This window comes from Microbacterium sp. RU33B, assembly GCF_900155915.1.
Taxonomy (GTDB): domain Bacteria; phylum Actinomycetota; class Actinomycetes; order Actinomycetales; family Microbacteriaceae; genus Microbacterium.
The window spans coordinates 1,304,251-1,321,232 of the sequence record NZ_FTPO01000001.1 but is presented as its reverse complement, the minus strand read 5'-3'; the positions used below and the strand labels follow the sequence as shown (position 1 = coordinate 1,321,232).

At 70.6% G+C, this 16,982-nt stretch carries 12 protein-coding genes; 3 read left to right on the top strand and 9 right to left on the bottom strand.

All coding sequences use genetic code 11. From position 1 onward, the window contains the following. Nucleotides 1-2: 2 nt before the first annotated feature. The 5 genes from dnaJ to lepA form a co-directional block, all read right to left on the bottom strand. On the bottom strand, nucleotides 3-1,121 hold the full coding sequence (gene dnaJ / locus B0B14_RS06465) for a molecular chaperone DnaJ (RefSeq protein WP_076680619.1): 1,119 nt from the start codon (nucleotides 1,119-1,121) through the stop codon (nucleotides 3-5). Between the two features lie 45 nt (nucleotides 1,122-1,166). Then, entirely contained in the window at nucleotides 1,167-2,204 is a 1,038-nt protein-coding gene (gene hrcA, locus B0B14_RS06460) for a heat-inducible transcriptional repressor HrcA (RefSeq protein ID WP_076680618.1), read from the bottom strand. Between the two features lie 88 nt (nucleotides 2,205-2,292). After that, entirely contained in the window at nucleotides 2,293-3,504 is a 1,212-nt protein-coding gene (gene hemW, locus B0B14_RS06455; RefSeq protein WP_076680617.1) for a radical SAM family heme chaperone HemW, read from the bottom strand. Continuing rightward, complete coding sequence (locus tag B0B14_RS06450) at nucleotides 3,504-4,154, bottom strand: DUF1990 domain-containing protein (protein ID WP_076680616.1); 651 nt, start codon at nucleotides 4,152-4,154, stop codon at nucleotides 3,504-3,506. The genes hemW and B0B14_RS06450 overlap by 1 nt, the downstream gene beginning before the upstream one ends. Nucleotides 4,155-4,164: 10 nt before the next feature. Then, nucleotides 4,165-6,018 (bottom strand): translation elongation factor 4, encoded by a 1,854-nt coding sequence (lepA, locus tag B0B14_RS06445; protein ID WP_076680615.1) that lies wholly within the window; start codon nucleotides 6,016-6,018, stop codon nucleotides 4,165-4,167. Nucleotides 6,019-6,200: 182 nt separating this feature from the next. Between lepA and B0B14_RS06440 the strand changes: the two genes are divergently transcribed. From B0B14_RS06440 to rpsT, 3 genes are all read left to right on the top strand, one after another. Next, on the top strand, nucleotides 6,201-9,011 hold the full coding sequence (locus B0B14_RS06440) for an ExeM/NucH family extracellular endonuclease (RefSeq protein ID WP_076680614.1): 2,811 nt from the start codon (nucleotides 6,201-6,203) through the stop codon (nucleotides 9,009-9,011). 45 nt (nucleotides 9,012-9,056) lie between these two features. After that, the gene (locus tag B0B14_RS06435; RefSeq protein ID WP_076680613.1) at nucleotides 9,057-9,776 is read left to right on the top strand and encodes an alpha/beta hydrolase; all 720 of its coding nucleotides are present in this window, start codon (nucleotides 9,057-9,059) and stop codon (nucleotides 9,774-9,776) included. A 113-nt stretch (nucleotides 9,777-9,889) separates the two neighbouring features. Next, nucleotides 9,890-10,150, top strand: coding sequence for a 30S ribosomal protein S20 (gene rpsT / locus B0B14_RS06430; protein WP_076681317.1), 261 nt, complete (start codon nucleotides 9,890-9,892; stop codon nucleotides 10,148-10,150). 149 nt (nucleotides 10,151-10,299) lie between these two features. Here the strand turns inward: rpsT and holA are convergent, their stop codons facing one another. The 4 genes from holA to leuS form a co-directional block, all read right to left on the bottom strand. Then, nucleotides 10,300-11,349, bottom strand: coding sequence for a DNA polymerase III subunit delta (holA, locus tag B0B14_RS06425; RefSeq protein WP_076680612.1), 1,050 nt, complete (start codon nucleotides 11,347-11,349; stop codon nucleotides 10,300-10,302). 9 nt (nucleotides 11,350-11,358) lie between these two features. Then, the gene (locus B0B14_RS06420; protein ID WP_256714283.1) at nucleotides 11,359-13,665 is read right to left on the bottom strand and encodes a ComEC/Rec2 family competence protein; all 2,307 of its coding nucleotides are present in this window, start codon (nucleotides 13,663-13,665) and stop codon (nucleotides 11,359-11,361) included. Beyond that, the gene (locus B0B14_RS06415; RefSeq protein ID WP_076680611.1) at nucleotides 13,662-14,276 is read right to left on the bottom strand and encodes a ComEA family DNA-binding protein; all 615 of its coding nucleotides are present in this window, start codon (nucleotides 14,274-14,276) and stop codon (nucleotides 13,662-13,664) included. Before B0B14_RS06415 ends, B0B14_RS06420 begins: the two co-directional genes overlap by 4 nt. A 113-nt stretch (nucleotides 14,277-14,389) precedes the next feature. Further along, complete coding sequence (gene leuS, locus B0B14_RS06410; RefSeq protein WP_076680610.1) at nucleotides 14,390-16,969, bottom strand: leucine--tRNA ligase; 2,580 nt, start codon at nucleotides 16,967-16,969, stop codon at nucleotides 14,390-14,392. Nucleotides 16,970-16,982: the final 13 nt, after the last annotated feature.

The following is a 16,982-nucleotide window of genomic DNA, read 5'->3' as shown; positions in this document are numbered from 1 at the left end:
GATCAGCCTCGGAAGCGGTCGCGCAGCTTGGCGAACAGTCCCTGATGGAACTCGGAGAGGTGGGGCGCGGGCGCCTTCGTCTTCTTCGCGAAGTCCTCGATGAGGGCGCGTTCCTTCGAATCCAGACGCGTGGGGGTCACCACGTGCACGCCGACCCGGAGATCGCCGCGCTGGGTGCCGCGCAGCGGCGTGATGCCGCGTCCCTTGATCGTCAGGACGTCGCCGCCCTGCACGCCGGGGCGGATCTCGAGCTCGACCGGACCGTCGAGCGACTCGATCGTCGTCGTCGTGCCGAGGATCGCGTCGGGCATCGACACTTCGAGCGTGGCGAGGAGGTCGTCGCCGTCGCGGCTGAACACGTCGTGGCTCGCGACCGTGACTTCGAGGTAGAGGTCGCCGTTCGGGCCGCCGGCCTGGCCGACTTCGCCCGATCCGGGGAGCTGGAGGCGCAGGCCCGTTTCGACGCCGGCGGGGATGTCGATCGAGACCGTGCGGCGCGCGCGCACGCGCCCCTGGCCCTGGCACGTGGCGCAGGGGTACGGGATCGTCGTGCCGTACCCCTGGCACGACCCGCACGGGTGGGTCGTCATGACGTTGCCGAGGAGACTCCGCACGGTCTGCTGCACGTGACCTGAGCCGTGGCAGATGTCGCACGTCACGGGCTGCGTGCCCTGCTGGCAGCACGACCCCTGACAGGTCTCGCAAAGCACGGCGGTGTCGACGTCGAGGTCGCGGTGCGCGCCGAACACGACGTCCTTGAGGTCGAGCGTGACGCGCACGAGCGCGTCCTGTCCGCGCTCGCGCCGCGAACGCGGCCTCCCGGCCCGGCCGCCGCCGCCCGCTGCAGCGCCGAAGAACGTCTCGAAGATGTCGCCGAACCCTCCGAAGCCCCCCGCGCCTGCTCCGCCGAAGGGCGAGTCGCCGCCCATGTCGTAGCGCTGGCGCTGCTCGGGGTCGCTCAGGACGTCGTACGCGTGGGTCACGAGCTTGAACCGCTCGGATGCCTCTTCACCGGGGTTCACGTCGGGGTGCAGTTCCCGCGCGAGGCGTCGGTACGCCTTCTTGATCTCGTCGAGCGTCGCATCGCGCGACACTCCGAGAACCTCGTAGTGGTCAGCCACTTTCGCCTTCCTGCCCGCAGCACCGCCGCGGGATCGTCGATGTCGTCAGCGGGAGCTCTCGTCGTCTTCGAGCAACCGGCTGAGATAGCGCGCGACGGCACGGACCGTCGCGAGATTCGTGGGGTAGTCCATGCGCGTGGGGCCGAGCACGCCGACGCGCGCGAGTCCGCTCGTCGCGTCGTAGTCGCTCGCGACGACGGATGCCTCCCCCAGCCCGAACGCGTCGTTCTCGCGGCCGATGCTGGCGGCGAGGCCCTGCTCGTCGGCGACCATCTCGCTCATGAGGTTGAGGAGCGTCACCTGCTCCTCGATCGCCTCGAGGACCGGGAAGATGCTGCCGCGGAAGTCGGCCTCGCGGCGGGCGAGGTTCGCCGTGCCCGCCATCACGAGACGGTCCTGCCGGAACTCCTCGAGTTCTTCTCCGACGACGCGGGCGAGGGCCTGTGCGGCGATGTCGGGGGCGTCGGCCTCCTGCTGCGCCGTCACGAACTCGTCGACGCGCTGCGCGCCCTCGCGCACGGATCGGCCGACGATGAGGTCGGCCACGGTCGTGCGCAGCCGGCCGACGACGTCTGCCCCGAGCGGGTCGCGCAGGAGCGCGACGCGCTGGGAGACACGGCCGGTGTCGGTCACGAGGATCACGATGACGCGTCCTCCGCCGAGGTCGACGAGCTCGACGTGGGTGACGTTCGCGCGGGCGAACGAGGGGTACTGCACGATCGCGACCTGACCGGTGAGCCGGGTGAGGGCGCGCACGGTCCGCATCAGGAGATCGTCGAGATCTCCCGGTCCGTCGAGGAAGGACGAGATCGCCGTGCGCTGGGCCGGCGAGAGCGGGCGCAGCTCCGCCAGGTGGTCGACGAAGACACGGTAGCCCTTGTCGGTCGGGATGCGGCCCGACGACGTGTGCGGGGCGACGATGAGCTCTTCGTCCTCGAGGAGCGCCATGTCGTTGCGGATCGTCGCGGCCGAGACCCCGAAATGGTGGCGGTCGACGATCGACTTGCTGCCCACGGGTTCACGCGTGTCGACGTAGTCCTGGACGATCGCGCGGAGCACTTCGAGCCCACGTTCGCTGACCATGCTCGCCTCCCACCTGGCACTCGCCGACTTCGAGTGCCAATTCTACCGGATCGGCCGGGACACGGCCGGGTGCACCGCGTCGGAGCGGTCAGTCCGTGAGGGCTCGGACGACGGCGTCCGCGAGGAGGCGACCCCGCAGGGTCAGGACGACGCGCCCGCGGAGGGCTTCGTGTCCCTCGATGAGTCCGTCCGCGATGAGCGCGGCGACGGCGTGTCTCCCCTCGCCGAGGAGTTCGGCGACGGGAAGGCCTTCGCGGATGCGCGAGGTCAGGAGCACCCGTTCGAGCGCCGTGGCCGCGGCATCCGGTGTCTCGCGTCCGGCCGCGGGCGACTCCCCGAGGGCGAGCCGCTGGGCGTACGCGGCGGGATGCTTGACGTTCCAGAAGCGCAGACCCGCCACGTGGCTGTGCGCACCCGGACCGAATCCCCACCAGTCCGCCCCCTGCCAGTACGCGAGATTGTGGCGCGAACGCTGCGCGGGATCGGTCGCCCAGTTCGAGATCTCGTACCAGTCGTAGCCCCCGGCCGCCAGAAGGGCGTCGGCCGTCTCGTACATGTCGGCCTGGAGATCGTCGTCGGGCGCGGGCACGTCGCCGCGACGGATCTGCCGGTGCAGCTTCGTGCCCTCCTCGATGATGAGCGCGTACGCGCTGATGTGATCGGGCGCGTGGCTCAGGGCCGTCTCGAGCGACAGACGCCAGTCGTCGAGCGACTCCCCCGGTGCGCCGTAGATGAGGTCGAGGCTCACGGCGAGCCCGGCGCGCCGCGCCGCGGCCACCGCCGTCGCGACGTTCAGCGGATCGTGCGTGCGATCGAGGGCGGCCAGCACGTGCGGAACGGCGGACTGCATGCCGATCGACAGGCGGGTGACGCCGGATGCCGCGAGCTCGGCGGCCACGGCATCCGTCACGGTGTCGGGGTTCGCCTCTACCGTGATCTCAGCGTCCGCGTCGAGCCCGAACGCGTCGCGCACGCCGTCGAGCATGCGACCGAGGTCGCCCGCCGGGAGGAGCGTGGGCGTGCCCCCGCCGAAGAACACGGTGGATGCGGGTCGCAGCGGCCCGGCGTCGGAGAGAACCCTGCGGGCGAACGCGACTTCGCGCAGAAGGGTGTCGGCGTACTCGTCCTGCCGCGCGCCCTGCAGTTCGCTCGAGGTGTAGGTGTTGAAGTCGCAGTATCCGCAGCGCACGCGGCAGAACGGGACGTGCAGGTACACGCTGAACGGCGTCGCGGGGTCGAGCTCCACGCCGAGCGCACCGTCGGCGGGAGCGGGATCGCCGAGCGGGAGCGCGGAGCCCATCAGGCGGGCGTCTGGTACAGCGGAGAGATCGCCCGGAGGTAGCCCTGGAAGAGCTCGCGACGCCGGCGGCGCGTGAGGGCCGGGATCATCCGATAGAAGATGCTGTTGGGGGCGTCGAACGCGCGGACCGTGAACCAGACCTCGTCGTTGTCGTACCAGTCGAGCATGAACGACTCCTCGCCGCTCACGACCGCGTCGCTCACGGTGCCGAGGGCGAAACCGACCCGGCGGGATTCCTCGACGGCGAAGATCACGCGGTACTCGCCGTCGGCGCGCATGCCCTTGATGCGACCGGCCAGGCGGATGGTGGTGCCCGCCCCCACGAACGGCGTGCCGTCGGCGTCGAAGCGCTGATCGGCGACGGTGCGGCTCGGGGCGATGGCGTTGCCCTCGGCGTCGAAGCTGACCCCCGAGTACATCGGTCCGGCCGCCGGGCGCACATCGGACAGCGTCAGCCCTGCGCCGCGCTGCGCCGCCCACGACAGCAGTGACTCGCCGGCGGTCTGGAAGCGCGATTCGCCGCTGCCGATCCGCCAGGACTCCTCCGCGGGGAGGCTCCGCTCCGGCGGGTAGTGCATGAGGTCGGGCGCCTGCGTCGCCCCGACGGCGGCATAGTCCACCGTCTCGTCTCTGAAGGTCCCGCGACGCATGACGAACAGCCTACTTGGCTGCTTTTCCTTCGACATCCCCGGAGAGCGCCGCGATGAACGCCTCCTGGGGCACTTCGACCCGGCCGACCATCTTCATGCGCTTCTTGCCCTCTTTCTGCTTCTCGAGCAGCTTGCGCTTGCGGGAGATGTCTCCGCCGTAGCACTTCGCGAGCACGTCCTTGCGCATGGCCCTGATCGACTCGCGCGCGATGATGCGCGCGCCGATCGCCGCCTGGATCGGCACCTCGAACTGCTGGCGCGGGATGAGCTTCTTCAGGCGCTCGGTCATCAGCACGCCGTACGCGTAGGCCTTGTCGCGGTGCACGATCGCGCTGAACGCGTCGACCGGCTCGCCCTGGAGCAGGATGTCGACCTTCACGAGGTCGGCCTCCTGGTCGCCGCTCGGCTCGTAGTCGAGGGAGGCGTACCCGGCGGTCTTCGACTTCAGGTGATCGAAGAAGTCGAAGACGATCTCGCCGAGCGGCATCGTGTAGCGGATCTCGACGCGGTCCTCGCCGAGGAACTCCATGCCCAGCAGGGTGCCGCGACGCGACTGGCAGAGCTCCATGATCGTGCCGACATAGTCCTTCGGCGCGAGGATCGCCGCCTTCACCATCGGCTCGGTGACGCTCGCGATCTTCGTCCCCGACGGGAACTCGCTGGGGTTGGTCACGGTGTACTGCTTGTTGTCGTCGGTGCGCACCTCGTACGTCACCGACGGCGCCGTGGCGATCAGATCGAGGCCGAACTCGCGTTCGAGGCGCTCGGTGATGATCTCGAGGTGCAGGAGGCCGAGGAATCCGCAGCGGAAGCCGAAGCCGAGCGCCACCGAGGTCTCGGGCTCGTAATTGAGGGAGGCATCCGACAGCTTCAGCTTGTCGAGGGCTTCACGCAGCACCGGGTAGTCGCTGCCCTCGATCGGGTAGAGGCCCGAGAAGACCATGGGCTTGGGGTCGGTGTAGCCGGGCAGCGGGTCCTTCGACGGACGCTGAGCGTTGGTGACGGTGTCGCCGACCTTCGACTGGCGCACGTCCTTCACACCCGTGATGAGGTAGCCCACCTCACCCACGCCGAGACCCTTCGTCGGGTTCGGCTCCGGCGAGGACACGCCGATCTCGAGCAGCTCGTGGGTCGCGCGCGTCGACATCATCTGGATGCGCTCGCGCGGGGTGAGCGAGCCGTCGATCATGCGGACGTAGGTGATGACGCCGCGGTACGAGTCGTACACCGAGTCGAAGATCATGGCGCGAGACGGGGCATCCGGATCGCCCTGCGGCGACGGGATGAGCTTCACGACGTGATCGAGCAGCTCCTCGACGCCGAGGCCCGTCTTGCCGCTCACGCGCAGCACGTCCTCCGGCTTGCCGCCGATGAGGCTCGCGAGCTCCTTGGCGTACTTCTCGGGGTCGGCCGCCGGCAGATCGATCTTGTTGAGGACCGGGATGATCTGCAGATCGTTCTCGAGGGCGAGATAGAGGTTCGCGAGCGTCTGCGCCTCGATGCCCTGTGCGGCGTCGACGAGGAGGATCGCGCCCTCGCACGCGGCGAGCGAGCGGCTCACTTCGTACGTGAAGTCGACGTGACCGGGAGTGTCGATCATGTTGAGCGCGAAGGTCTGGCCGTCGACCTGCCACGGCATGCGCACGGCCTGCGACTTGATCGTGATGCCGCGCTCGCGTTCGATGTCCATGCGGTCGAGGTACTGCGCGCGCATGTCGCGGTCGGAGACGACGCCCGTGATCTGGAGCATCCGGTCGGCCAGCGTCGACTTGCCGTGATCGATGTGGGCGATGATGCAGAAGTTGCGAAGGAGCTCGGGCGGCGTGGCGGCCGGCTCGAGGGGCTTCAGGGCGCGGGGTGACATATCCGCTCGATTCTACGGTGCCCGGCCGCGCAGCCGTCGCAGACGCCGAAGTTCACGAGCTGTTCTCCCGGGATGCTTGCCGCCTGCGCGTTTCCTGTGCAGAGTGGGGCGCGGGGAACCACTGGGGATCAACAAGAGGACGTCGGCCCACGAGGCGGCGAGAAACGAAGGAGCATCCGACCGTGATTCCACCCTCCCGACGCCGCAGACTCGCGGCATCCGCCATCGCCGTGGGAGCCCTCGTCGGCTCCGGACTCGTGGCAGCTGCACCCGCTCAGGCGGCCGTTGCGCCGAACGCGCCGCTGGTCATCTCGGAGGTGTACGGCGGCGGCGGCAACTCCGGCGCGACCATCGAGCGGGACTTCATCGAGCTGACCAACTCCGGACCTTCGGCTGTCGCGCTCGACGGATGGTCGGTGCAGTACGCCTCGGCATCGGGCACGTCCTGGGCCGTGACGCCGCTCACCGGATCGATCCCCGCAGGAGGCTCGTACCTGGTCGGACAGGCCGCGGGCTCGGGGGGCACGCTCGACCTCAACGTCGACGCCAGCGGATCGATCGCGATGTCGGGCACGAACGGCAAGGTGGCCCTCGTCTCCGCTACGACGCCCCTCTCCTGCGGAGCGGCCTGCAGCACCGCCGATCCCGTGGTCGACTTCGTCGGCTACGGATCGGCGAACGAGGGCGCCGGCGGCACCACGACTCCGGTGCTGTCGAACTCGACCTCCGCGTCGCGCACGGCCAACACCGCGAGCAACGCGGCCGACTTCACCGTGGGCGCGCCGAACCCGCGGTACACCGGCGGCTCGGCCGTCGTGACCCCCGACCCCGACCCGGAGCCCGAACCGGCCACCGACGCCACGATCGCGCAGATCCAGGGTTCGGGCACGGCCTCCCCGCTCCTCGGTGCGAACGTGAAGACGCGCGGCGTCGTGACCGCGAGCTACCCGACGGGCGGCTTCCAGGGGTATGTGATCCAGACGCCGGGCACCGGTGGAGCGGTCGATCTCTCAACCCATGTGACGTCGGACGGTCTCTTCGTGTACTCCCCCGGCACGCCCATCCCGACCGTCGGCGCCTACGTCGAGGTCACGGGGATCGTGAGCGAGTTCGGTGGGACGGCAAGCAGCCCTTCGACCCTCACTCAGGTGACCGCGTCGGCGGTGACGGCGCTGACGGAGCCCTTCGTTCCGCCCCTTCCCGCCCTGGTGGCGTGGCCCACCACCGACGCGCAGCGCGAGTCGCTCGAGTCGATGCTGATCAGCCCTCAGAACGCCTTCACGGTGTCGAACACGTTCTCCGCGAATCAGTTCGGCGAGGTGGGACTCGCCGCGGGCTCGACGCCGCTGATTCAGCCGACCGACGTCGCGCGGCCGGGCACGCCGGAGGCTGCGGCCGTGGCGGCCGACAACGCCGCCCGCCGCGTCGCGCTCGACGACGGCGCGTCGATCAACTTCCTGTCGGCCGCGAACCAGAGCCTCGTGCCGACGTTCGTGTCGCTCGACGAGCCCATCCGGGTCGGGGCATCCGTGTCGATCTCGACGCCGATGATCGTGGACTGGCGCAACAGCACCTGGAAGCTGCAGCCGACGGCACCGCTCGTGGGTGCGGCCAGCGCCGTCGACGGTGTCACGTTCGAGAACACCCGGACGGCGGCTCCCGCGGAGGTCGGCGGCGACATCAGCATCGCGTCGTTCAACGTCTTGAACTACTTCACGACGATCGGCGCCGACACGCCGGGCTGTGTGCCGTTCCGCGACCGGACGGGGGACCCCGTCACGGTCGACACCGGCTGCAGCGCGCGCGGAGCATGGGATCCGGATGATCTCGCACGCCAGCAGGAGAAGATCGTGGCGGCGATCAACACGCTGGATGCCGACGTCGTGGGCCTCATGGAGATCGAGAACTCGCTCGTCGTCGACGGCGTGGCCGACGAGGCCACGGCGACGCTGGTGGCCGCTCTCAACGCCGCCGCCGGCGAGACGCGCTGGGCCTATATCCCCTCGTCGACCGACCTCCCGCCGGCCGCCGAGATGGACGTCATCACGAACGCGATCATCTACCAGCCCGCCGCGGTCACACCGGTCGGGGCCTCGCGCGCGCTCGGCACGGAGAGCACGGATGCCGGTGCCTTCGGCAATGCGCGCGAGCCGCTCGCACAGGTGTTCCGTCCGGCCGCCGGTGGAGAGAAGCTCCTCTTCGTCGTCAACCACTTCAAGTCGAAGGGCTCGCCGGGTCCGTGGCCCGGTGACGCCGACACGGGCGACGGGCAGGGAGCGTCCAACGAGTCCCGCATCCGCCAGGCGACCGCGCTGCGCGACTGGGTCGGCTCGATCCAGGGCGGTGTCGATTCGGTGGCCCTCGCGGGCGACTTCAACTCCTACGGCGCAGAGGACCCGCTCCAGGTGCTCTACGACGCGGGATACGTCAACGCGGAAACCGAGCTCGACATCGACAAGGCGTCGTACTCGTTCTCCGGGCTCTCCGGTTCGCTCGATCACATCCTCCTGAGCGGGGCTGCGGCCGAGCGTGCGACCGGCGGGGACATCTGGCAGATCAACTCCGGCGAATCGCTGGCGCTCGAGTACAGCCGCTACAACTACCACGGCGCGCTGTTCCACGAGGCGACCCCGTTCCGCTCCTCCGACCACGACCCGGTCAAGGTCGGGCTCGAGGCGGGCGTGGACGAGCGTGCGGTGGCGAAGACGACGCTGCTGGCCCTCCCGCCCGTGCACATCAACCGGATCCTGCCGGCGACGCTCGTCGCCGCCGTGACGGCTCCGAGGGGCACAACGGTCGCGGGCACGGTGGAGTTCCGCGAGGGGTCGACCGTGATCGGGACCGCGACGGTGTCGCGCGGCGTCGCGACGCTGCAGCTGCCCCGCGTGATCTCGCGCGGAACGCACTCCTACACGGCGACGTTCGTGCCGACCGATCCCGAATCGGTCATCGGCTCGACGTCGAAGACCGTGCGGGTCATCGCGATCCTGTAGTCCGCATCGACCTGGACGATCATGCCCCTGGCTTAGCCTGGGGGCATGGTCGTCCAGGTCGTCTTCGTGCACGGCATCCGGACGTCCGCCTCGATGTGGCGCGCCCAGCTCGCGCACCTCGACGAGCGCGGGATCGGTGCGCACGCCGTGGATCTGCCCGGTCACGGCACCCGTCGCGGCGAGGTCTTCGCCCTCGACGAGGCGTTCGCGACCATCGACCGTGCGGTCCGGGATGCCGCCACGCGCGGGCCCGTGCTGCTGGCGGGCCACTCGATGGGAGGCCTCCTCTGCATCGAGTACGCCGGGCAGGCGGATCCGCCCCCGGTCGCCGGATTCATCGCGGCATCGTGCACCGCCATCCCCCGCGGCCTCGGCCTGACGACGTACCGGGTGCTCGCCGGCGGCTTCAACCGGCTGCCGCAGCGCGGTCAGTCGATCACCGATCTGGTGCTCGATCGCACCCTCCCCGCGGAGACCCGCGCCGACTTCGGCGCGGGCGGGTATGCGTACGACGCGCAGGACATGGCGCTGCGGAGCCTCTCGGTGCTCGACCTCCTCGCCTCTCTCACCCGCATCCGCGTTCCGCTGTGGTTCATCAACGGTCAGTGGGATCAGCTGCGCATCAACGAGCGTCTGTTCACGCGGGTGGCTCCGGATGCCGAGCTCATCGTCGTCCCCCGCACGACCCACCTCGTCACCGCGATGCGCCCGCGGGTGTTCAACGCCCTCCTCGACGTCGCGATCTCGACGCTCCATCAGACCTGATAGACTCGGTGATTGGCTTGCGTGTGGGTTCATCCCTCACGACCGCCGTCGCGAAGGCCCTCTCCCCTCGCCCGGCACTCATCCGATTCACTCCGAACGAAAGATACGTCGACGTGGCGAACATCAAGTCGCAGATCAAGCGCAACAAGACCAACGAAAAGGCGCACGAGCGCAACAAGGCCGTGAAGAGCGGCCTGAAGACCGAGGTGCGCCGCACCCGCGAGGCCATCGCGGCCGGCGACAAGGCGGCCGCCGAGAAGGCACTCGCCACGGCGTCGAAGAAGCTCGACAAGGCCGTCAGCAAGGGCGTCATCCACGAGAACCAGGCGGCGAACCGCAAGTCGGCCATCGCCAAGCAGGTCGCCGCGCTCTGACCTTTCTCTTCTGATCAGCCCGTCCCCGCTCCGGGGGCGGGCTTTTCTGTTCTCTTCTCCGCTGCCGAGACCGGGGATCCTGGCCGGGGCAGGAGACGGTGCCCGTCGCTTCGACGCGAACCCCTGTTCCGGCGTCGCGGGGCGGGTCGTCAGGCGCCGAACGGTGCACGCGTCGCGATGACGGTGACCAGACGCTCGAGCGCGAACACGGGGTCGCGCGACGCGCCCTTCACCTCGGCATCCGCTCGCGCCGCGGCCTGGATCGCCGTGCCGAGCGAGGTCTCGTTCCATCCGGTGAGATCACGGCGGGCACGGTCGACCTGCCAGTCCTTCAAGCCGAGGCGTGCGGCGAGGGCGCCTGAGCCTTCGCGGCTGCCCGCGACGCGCGCCATGGTGCGCAGCTTCGAGGCGATCGCCGCGACGAGCGGCACGGGATCGGCTCCCGATGCCAGGGCGTGCCGCAGCGACAGCAGGGCATCGCCGTAGCGCCCGGCGATGGCCGTGTCGGCGACGGTGAAGGCGGATGTCTCGACGCGGCCGCCGTAGTAGCGCTCGACGACCTGCGCCGTGATGTCTCCGGGCACGTCGGAGATCAGCTGCTGGCACGCCGCCGCCAGCTCGGTAAGGTCGTCGGCGAACGCCGAGACCAGCGTGCGCAGCGCGAGCGGCTCGATGCGCTTCTTCGCCGTCTGGAACTCCCCCGCTGCGAAGTCGAAGCGGTCGGAGTCGCGCTTGACCGCGGCGCACGGCACCTCGACGCCGCCACCCGTGCCGGCGCGGATCGCGTCGAGAAGCTTCTTCCCGCGGACGCTGGCACCGGTGTGCCGCAGCAGCACAGTGGCACCCTCCTGGGGATTGTCGAGGTACGACAGTGCCTCGCTGAGGAAGGAGTCCGAGCACTTCTCGACTCCGGAGACACGCACGAGTCGAGGTTCGCCGAACAGCGACGGTGAGGTGACCGACAGGAGCGTTCCCTGCACGTAGTCGTCGGCGCGCACATCGGAGACTTCGAGGCTCGGGTCTTCGGCACGGAGGTAGTCGCGCAGCGTGGCCGTGGCCCGCTCGGCGCAGACCTCTTCGGGCCCGGAGATCAGCACGATCGGCGCGGGCTGCGGCGCGCGCCACGACAGCTGCGGGATGACGTTCTTGGTGCTCGCGGACCCCGAACGCGCGGGTGCTCGTCGAGCGGTGCCTGCCATGGGTCCAGCCTACCGATCGGTCCCGACGTCGCGCTCGCGCCAGAGGGCGACACCGCCCGTCGTCTCCCAGACGGCGACCACTCCGTCGGTGTCGGTGCGGCCCACCGGCGATGCCGTCAGCAGGGCGAGCGTCTCCTCCCGGGGATGTCCGTAGTCGTTGTCGGCGCCGACGGGGATGAGTGCGACCGACGGCGCCAGCAGCGCGTAGAGCGACGCATCCTGGTCCGCGCTGCCGTGATGGGCCACCTTGACGACGGCGTAGGGCGGCCTGAGGGCGCCGGATGCGGCGAGTGCGCGCTGGGCCGAGGCGTCGAGGTCGCCGAGGAAGAGCGCGGACGGCACGCCGCCGCCCTCGACCTCCATCACGACGCTCGCCTCGTTTCCCGAGGGGAAGGCTCGACTCTCGCGGACCGGCCACACGATGCGCCATGCGGCGTCACCGAGATCCCCCTGCATTCCGGCGGTCGCAGCGGAGATCTCGGCTCCCTCCTCTTGGAGCGACGCGATGACCGACCCGTCGACTGCGGATGCCGGGGGCCCGTGGAGCACGGTTCCGACCCGACCGGTCACGGCCGAGACTCCCCCGACGTGATCCAGATCGAAGTGCGTGAGCACGAGCAGGTCGATCCGCTCGATGCCGACCCGCTCCAGGCAGGCGTCGAGTGCCCGCGGGTCGGGACCGGTGTCGATCAGCGCGACGCGACCCGCCGATCGGACGAGCACCGCGTCGCCTTGACCCACATCGCACGCGAGGATGGCCCACTCCCCGGGCAGCGTGAGCCGCCCGGCGACTCCTGAGAGCGCGGCGGTGCCGGTCACGACGCCGACGACGAGTGCGAGCACTCCTCCAGACGCGATGCGGAGGCCCTTCCGTCCCCGTCCGGCGATGAGCAGACCGGCGGCCGCGCCGACGGCCGCGAGGAGGATCATCCCCGCTGCCCCCTCCCTCCAGGGCAGCTGCGCGCCCGGCAGCGCCGCGAACGTCGTGGCCGTCCCCGCGATCCACGACGACGGGAGCCACGCGATCGCCGTCAGCCCGGATCGCAGCCACGGCAGCGGCGCGGCCAGGCACGCGGTCAATCCGATGATCGTCCCCGCAGGGGCCGCCGGACCGGCGAGGAGATTCGCGACCACGCCGTACACCGGCACGGTCGGGGCGATCAGGACGAGCGGCGGCCCGCAGGCGAGCTGCGCGGCGAGCGGCACGGAGAGCGCGAGGGCGAGGGCGCGCGGCATCCACCGCGCCATTCCCGCGGCGAGCGGCCGTGCCCACACCAGCAGGGCTCCGGTGGCCGCGACCGAGAGGGCGAACCCGAGCGACGTCGAGAGCCAGGGATCGGCCACGAGCAGCAGCGACACCGCGAGCGCGAGAACGGACGTGCCCGCCGCCGCTCGGCCGAGCAGCACGCCGAGCATCGCGGCACCGGCCATGGCGGCGGCCCGGACGACCGAGGGCTCGGGCGTGACGAGCAGCACGAACCCCGCCAGCGCGATCACCGACGCCGCGACGCGGACGGAACGCCTGGCTCCCAGCCCCGCCGCAGCGGCGAAGGCGAGTCCGACGACGATCGCGCAGTTCGCCCCCGAGACCGCCGTCAGGTGCGACAGCGACGCCTGCGTCATCGCCGCGTCGAGCTCGTCGCCCACGGCGGAGGTGTCGCCCACGGCGAGTCCGGGGATCAGGCCCGCACCGGGCTCGGGCAGCCCTGACGTCGCAGCCACGAGACCGTCGCGCAGCGCGGCCGCTCCGGCGAGGATGCCGTCCGGTCCGCGGATGACCTCGAGACGGCGCGCGCTCACGACGAGCACCGCCCGCTCTCCGGCATCCGCAGCCCGAGCCGTGCCGTGGACGACGACCTCCGCTCCGATCGGCGGACGGGCGGAGCCCGGCTGAGCGCGCACCTGCACCTCGGCGATGACGGAGTGGATGTCGTCGCCGACGGTGATCGTCGACGCGACCGCATCGAAGGCGACGATCCCGGTGCTCCACTCCTCGGCCTTGCCCGTGACGACCGCGGCGACCTCGATCGCGCGTCCGCCGCCCACTCCGAGCTCCGCCGCAGCCGAGCGCGTCGGCTGTGCGAACGCGACGGAGGATGCCGCCGCCGCCGCACAGGCGAGGGCGAGGACCACGATCGTGCGGGCGACCGCACCCGGGCGCGCGCGGAGCGCTGCAGCGAGGCACAGTGCCGCGACGGCGCACACCCACGCAGCGAGGGCGGCGGAGCGCGCGACGCCCGGCACGAGCGTGCACACCGCCGCGGCGACCCACGTGGCAGCGGCCACGGGCAGCAGCCGGTACGCGCGCGCCGTCACACCGTGACCAGATCGCGCAGCGCCTCGAGCATCTTGTCGCCGATGCCCGGCACCGCGAGCAGATCGTCGACGTTCGTGAACCGCCCGTTCTCGTCGCGCCACGCGATGATCCGCTCCGCCATCGCGGGGCCGATGCGCGGGAGGGTGTCGAGGTCGGCGGGCGTGGCCGTGTTGAGGTTGATCCGGCCGTCGCCGACGGGCTCGGCGCCCGCCACGGGCTCGGCTCCGACGAGCGGGACGACGAGCTGCTCCCCATCGCCGACCGGACGCGCGAGGTTGACGGCGTTCTCGTCTGCGCCGTCGACGAACCCGCCGGCGGCCGCCACCGCGTCGACCACGCGTGCGCCGTCGCGCAGCACGTAGAGACCGGGCGCCGCGACGGCTCCGGACACATGCACGAAGAGCTCGGCGCCGCGGGCGGCATCCGTCTCCCCGTCGGGGGCACGGGAATCCGATCGGCCGCCCGCGACGCTCACGGTCTCGACCGGCGCTCCCGCGCCGCGCAGGATGCCGATGCCCACCGTCGCCGCGAGGGCGACGAGCACGACCACGATCGCCGCGCCGAGGCCGAGCCGCCGGCGCGACGATGCGGAGGGCTCGGCTGCGGTCACGTGGACAGGCTAAGGAGGGCGTGCGCACGCCACGGCGACCGGCCCCGAGGGTGCGAAACGTCGAAGAGCCGCTCCTCCTGGGGAGGAACGGCTCTTCGCGAGAGCGGACCGGCTCAGTGCGTGCTGAAGCTCACGACCTTCGGCGCGCGCACGACGGCCCGGGTGATCTCGCGACCCGCCAGCGAGCGGATGACGCGCTCGTCGCCGCGGGCGAGTGCCTCGAGGGCGTCGGCGTCGATGCGCGCCGGCACCTGGAGCGTCGCGCGCACCTTGCCGTCGATCTGCACGACGGCGGTGACGGATTCCTCGACCAGCAGCGTGGGGTCGGCCTGACGCCAGGGCACGAGACCCACGAAGCCCTCGTAGCCGAGGATCTCCCACATCTCCTCCGCCGTGTGCGGCGCGAACAGGTCGAGGACCATCGCGGTGACCTCGGCGGCCTCGCGCACGGCGGGATCGGCGGGACCGGCACCGGAGTCGATGGTCTTGCGGGTCGCGTTGACGAGCTCCATCAGGCGGGCCACGACGACGTTGAACTTCGTCTGCTCCACCAGACCAGGCGCGTCGGCGAGCAGTCGATGGGTGACGCGCCGCAGGGCCGGGTCGCCCTCGGCCCACACCGCGTCGGGGCTGCTGGAGACGTCCTGCGCCACACGCCAGGCGCGCGCGAGGAACTTCTGGGCGCCCGTCGTGGAGACGTCCTCCCAGTTGATGTCGTCTTCGACGGGGCCGGCGAACACCATCGCGACGCGCGAGGCATCCGCTCCGGGATCGACCATGCTCGAGGCGAATTCGACGAGGTTGCCCTTGCTCTTGGACATCTTGGATCCGTCGAGCAGCACCATGCCCTGGTTGATGAGGCTCGAGAACGGCTCGGTGAACTCCACCAGACCCATGTCGAACAGCACCTTCGTGATGAAGCGCGCGTAGAGCAGGTGCAGGATGGCGTGCTCGACGCCGCCGATGTACGAGTCGACGGGCGCCCACTTGTCGGCTTCCTTCGGGGAGAACGCCTTCTCGGGGTCACCCGGGTTCAGGAAGCGCAGGAAGTACCAGGAGCTGTCGACGAAGGTGTCCATCGTGTCGGGGTCGCGGAGAGCCGGCTCCCCCGTCTCCGGGTCGACGGTCTGCATCCACTCGGTCGCGGCGCCGAGCGGCGACGTGCCCTTCGGCGTGAGGTCCAGGCCCGCGGCGTCGGGCAGCACGAGGGGCAGCTGCTCGTCGGGGACCGGCACGATCCGGCCATCGGCGGTGTGGATCATCGGGATCGGCGTGCCCCAGTAGCGCTGGCGCGAGATGAGCCAGTCGCGCAGGCGGTACGACTTCGCTGCGCGCCCTCGGCCGCGGGCGGAGAGCTCGTCGATGACGCGCGCGATCGCGTTGCGCTTGCTCAGACCGTCGAGCGTGCCGGAGTTGATCATGCGGCCCTCGCCCGTCAGGGCGATGCCGGTCTTGGCGGGATCGATCGAGTCGAGGGTCTCGTCGCCGACCGGGATGCCGTCGGCGTCGACGTCGATCACGGGGATCGCCCCCGTGATCGGCGCGAGCGTGTCGACGACCACCCGCACCGGAAGGTCGAAGGCGCGGGCGAAGTCGAGGTCGCGCTGATCGTGCGCGGGCACGGCCATCACCGCGCCGTGGCCGTAGTCGGCGAGCACGTAGTCGGCGGCCCAGATCGGCAGCCGTTCGCCGTTGATGGGGTTGATCGCGTAGCGCTCGAGGAACACGCCGGTCTTGGGGCGATCGGTCGCCTGACGCTCGATCTCGGACTCGCGGCCCACGGAGTCGACGTACGCCTGGAAGCGCATCCGCACCTCCGCGGACGCGCCTGCGGCCAGTTCGGCCGCCAGGTCGCTCTCGGGCGCCACGACGAAGAACGTCGCGCCGTGGAGCGTGTCGGGACGCGTGGAGAACACCGTGACGACGCCGTCGCGACCCTCGATCTCGAAGTCGATGTCGGCGCCCACGGAGCGGCCGATCCAGTTTCGCTGCATCCGGATCACCTTCGACGGCCACGAGCCCTCGAGCTGGTTGAGGTCGTCGAGGAGGCGATCGGCGTACTCCGTGATGCGGAAGTACCACTGCGTCAGCTTCTTCTTGACGACCTCGTGGCCGCACCGCTCGCACCGGCCGTCGACGACCTGCTCGTTGGCGAGCACCGTCTGGTCGTTCGGACACCAGTTGACGGGGCTCTCCTTGCGATACGCGAGACCCCGCTCGTGGAGCTTCTGGAACAGCCACTGGTTCCAGCGGTAGTAGTCGGGGTCGCTCGTGTGGAGCACACGGCTCCAGTCGTACGACGTGCCGAAGTTCTTCAGGCTCGCCTTCTGCTGCGCGATGTTCTCGTAGGTCCAGGCGCGCGGGTCGGCGCCGCGCTGGATGGCGGCGTTCTCGGCCGGGAGGCCGAACGAGTCCCAGCCCATGGGGTTGAGGACGTTGTAGCCGCGGTGACGCCAGAACCGGGCGACGCTGTCGACGTAGGCGTAGTTCTCGGCGTGGCCCATGTGCATGTCGCCCGAGGGATAGGGGAACATGCCGAGCACGTACTTGCGAGGGCGCTTGTCGTCATCACCGCCCGCGCGGAACGGGTCGGCCTCCGCCCACCGCGCCTGCCACTTCTGCTGGATCGCGTACGGGTCGTAGCCGCCGCCCTCGGCGGGCGCGGAAGTGTCGGGGGGAGGCGTCTGGCTCACGGAAAAGCACCAA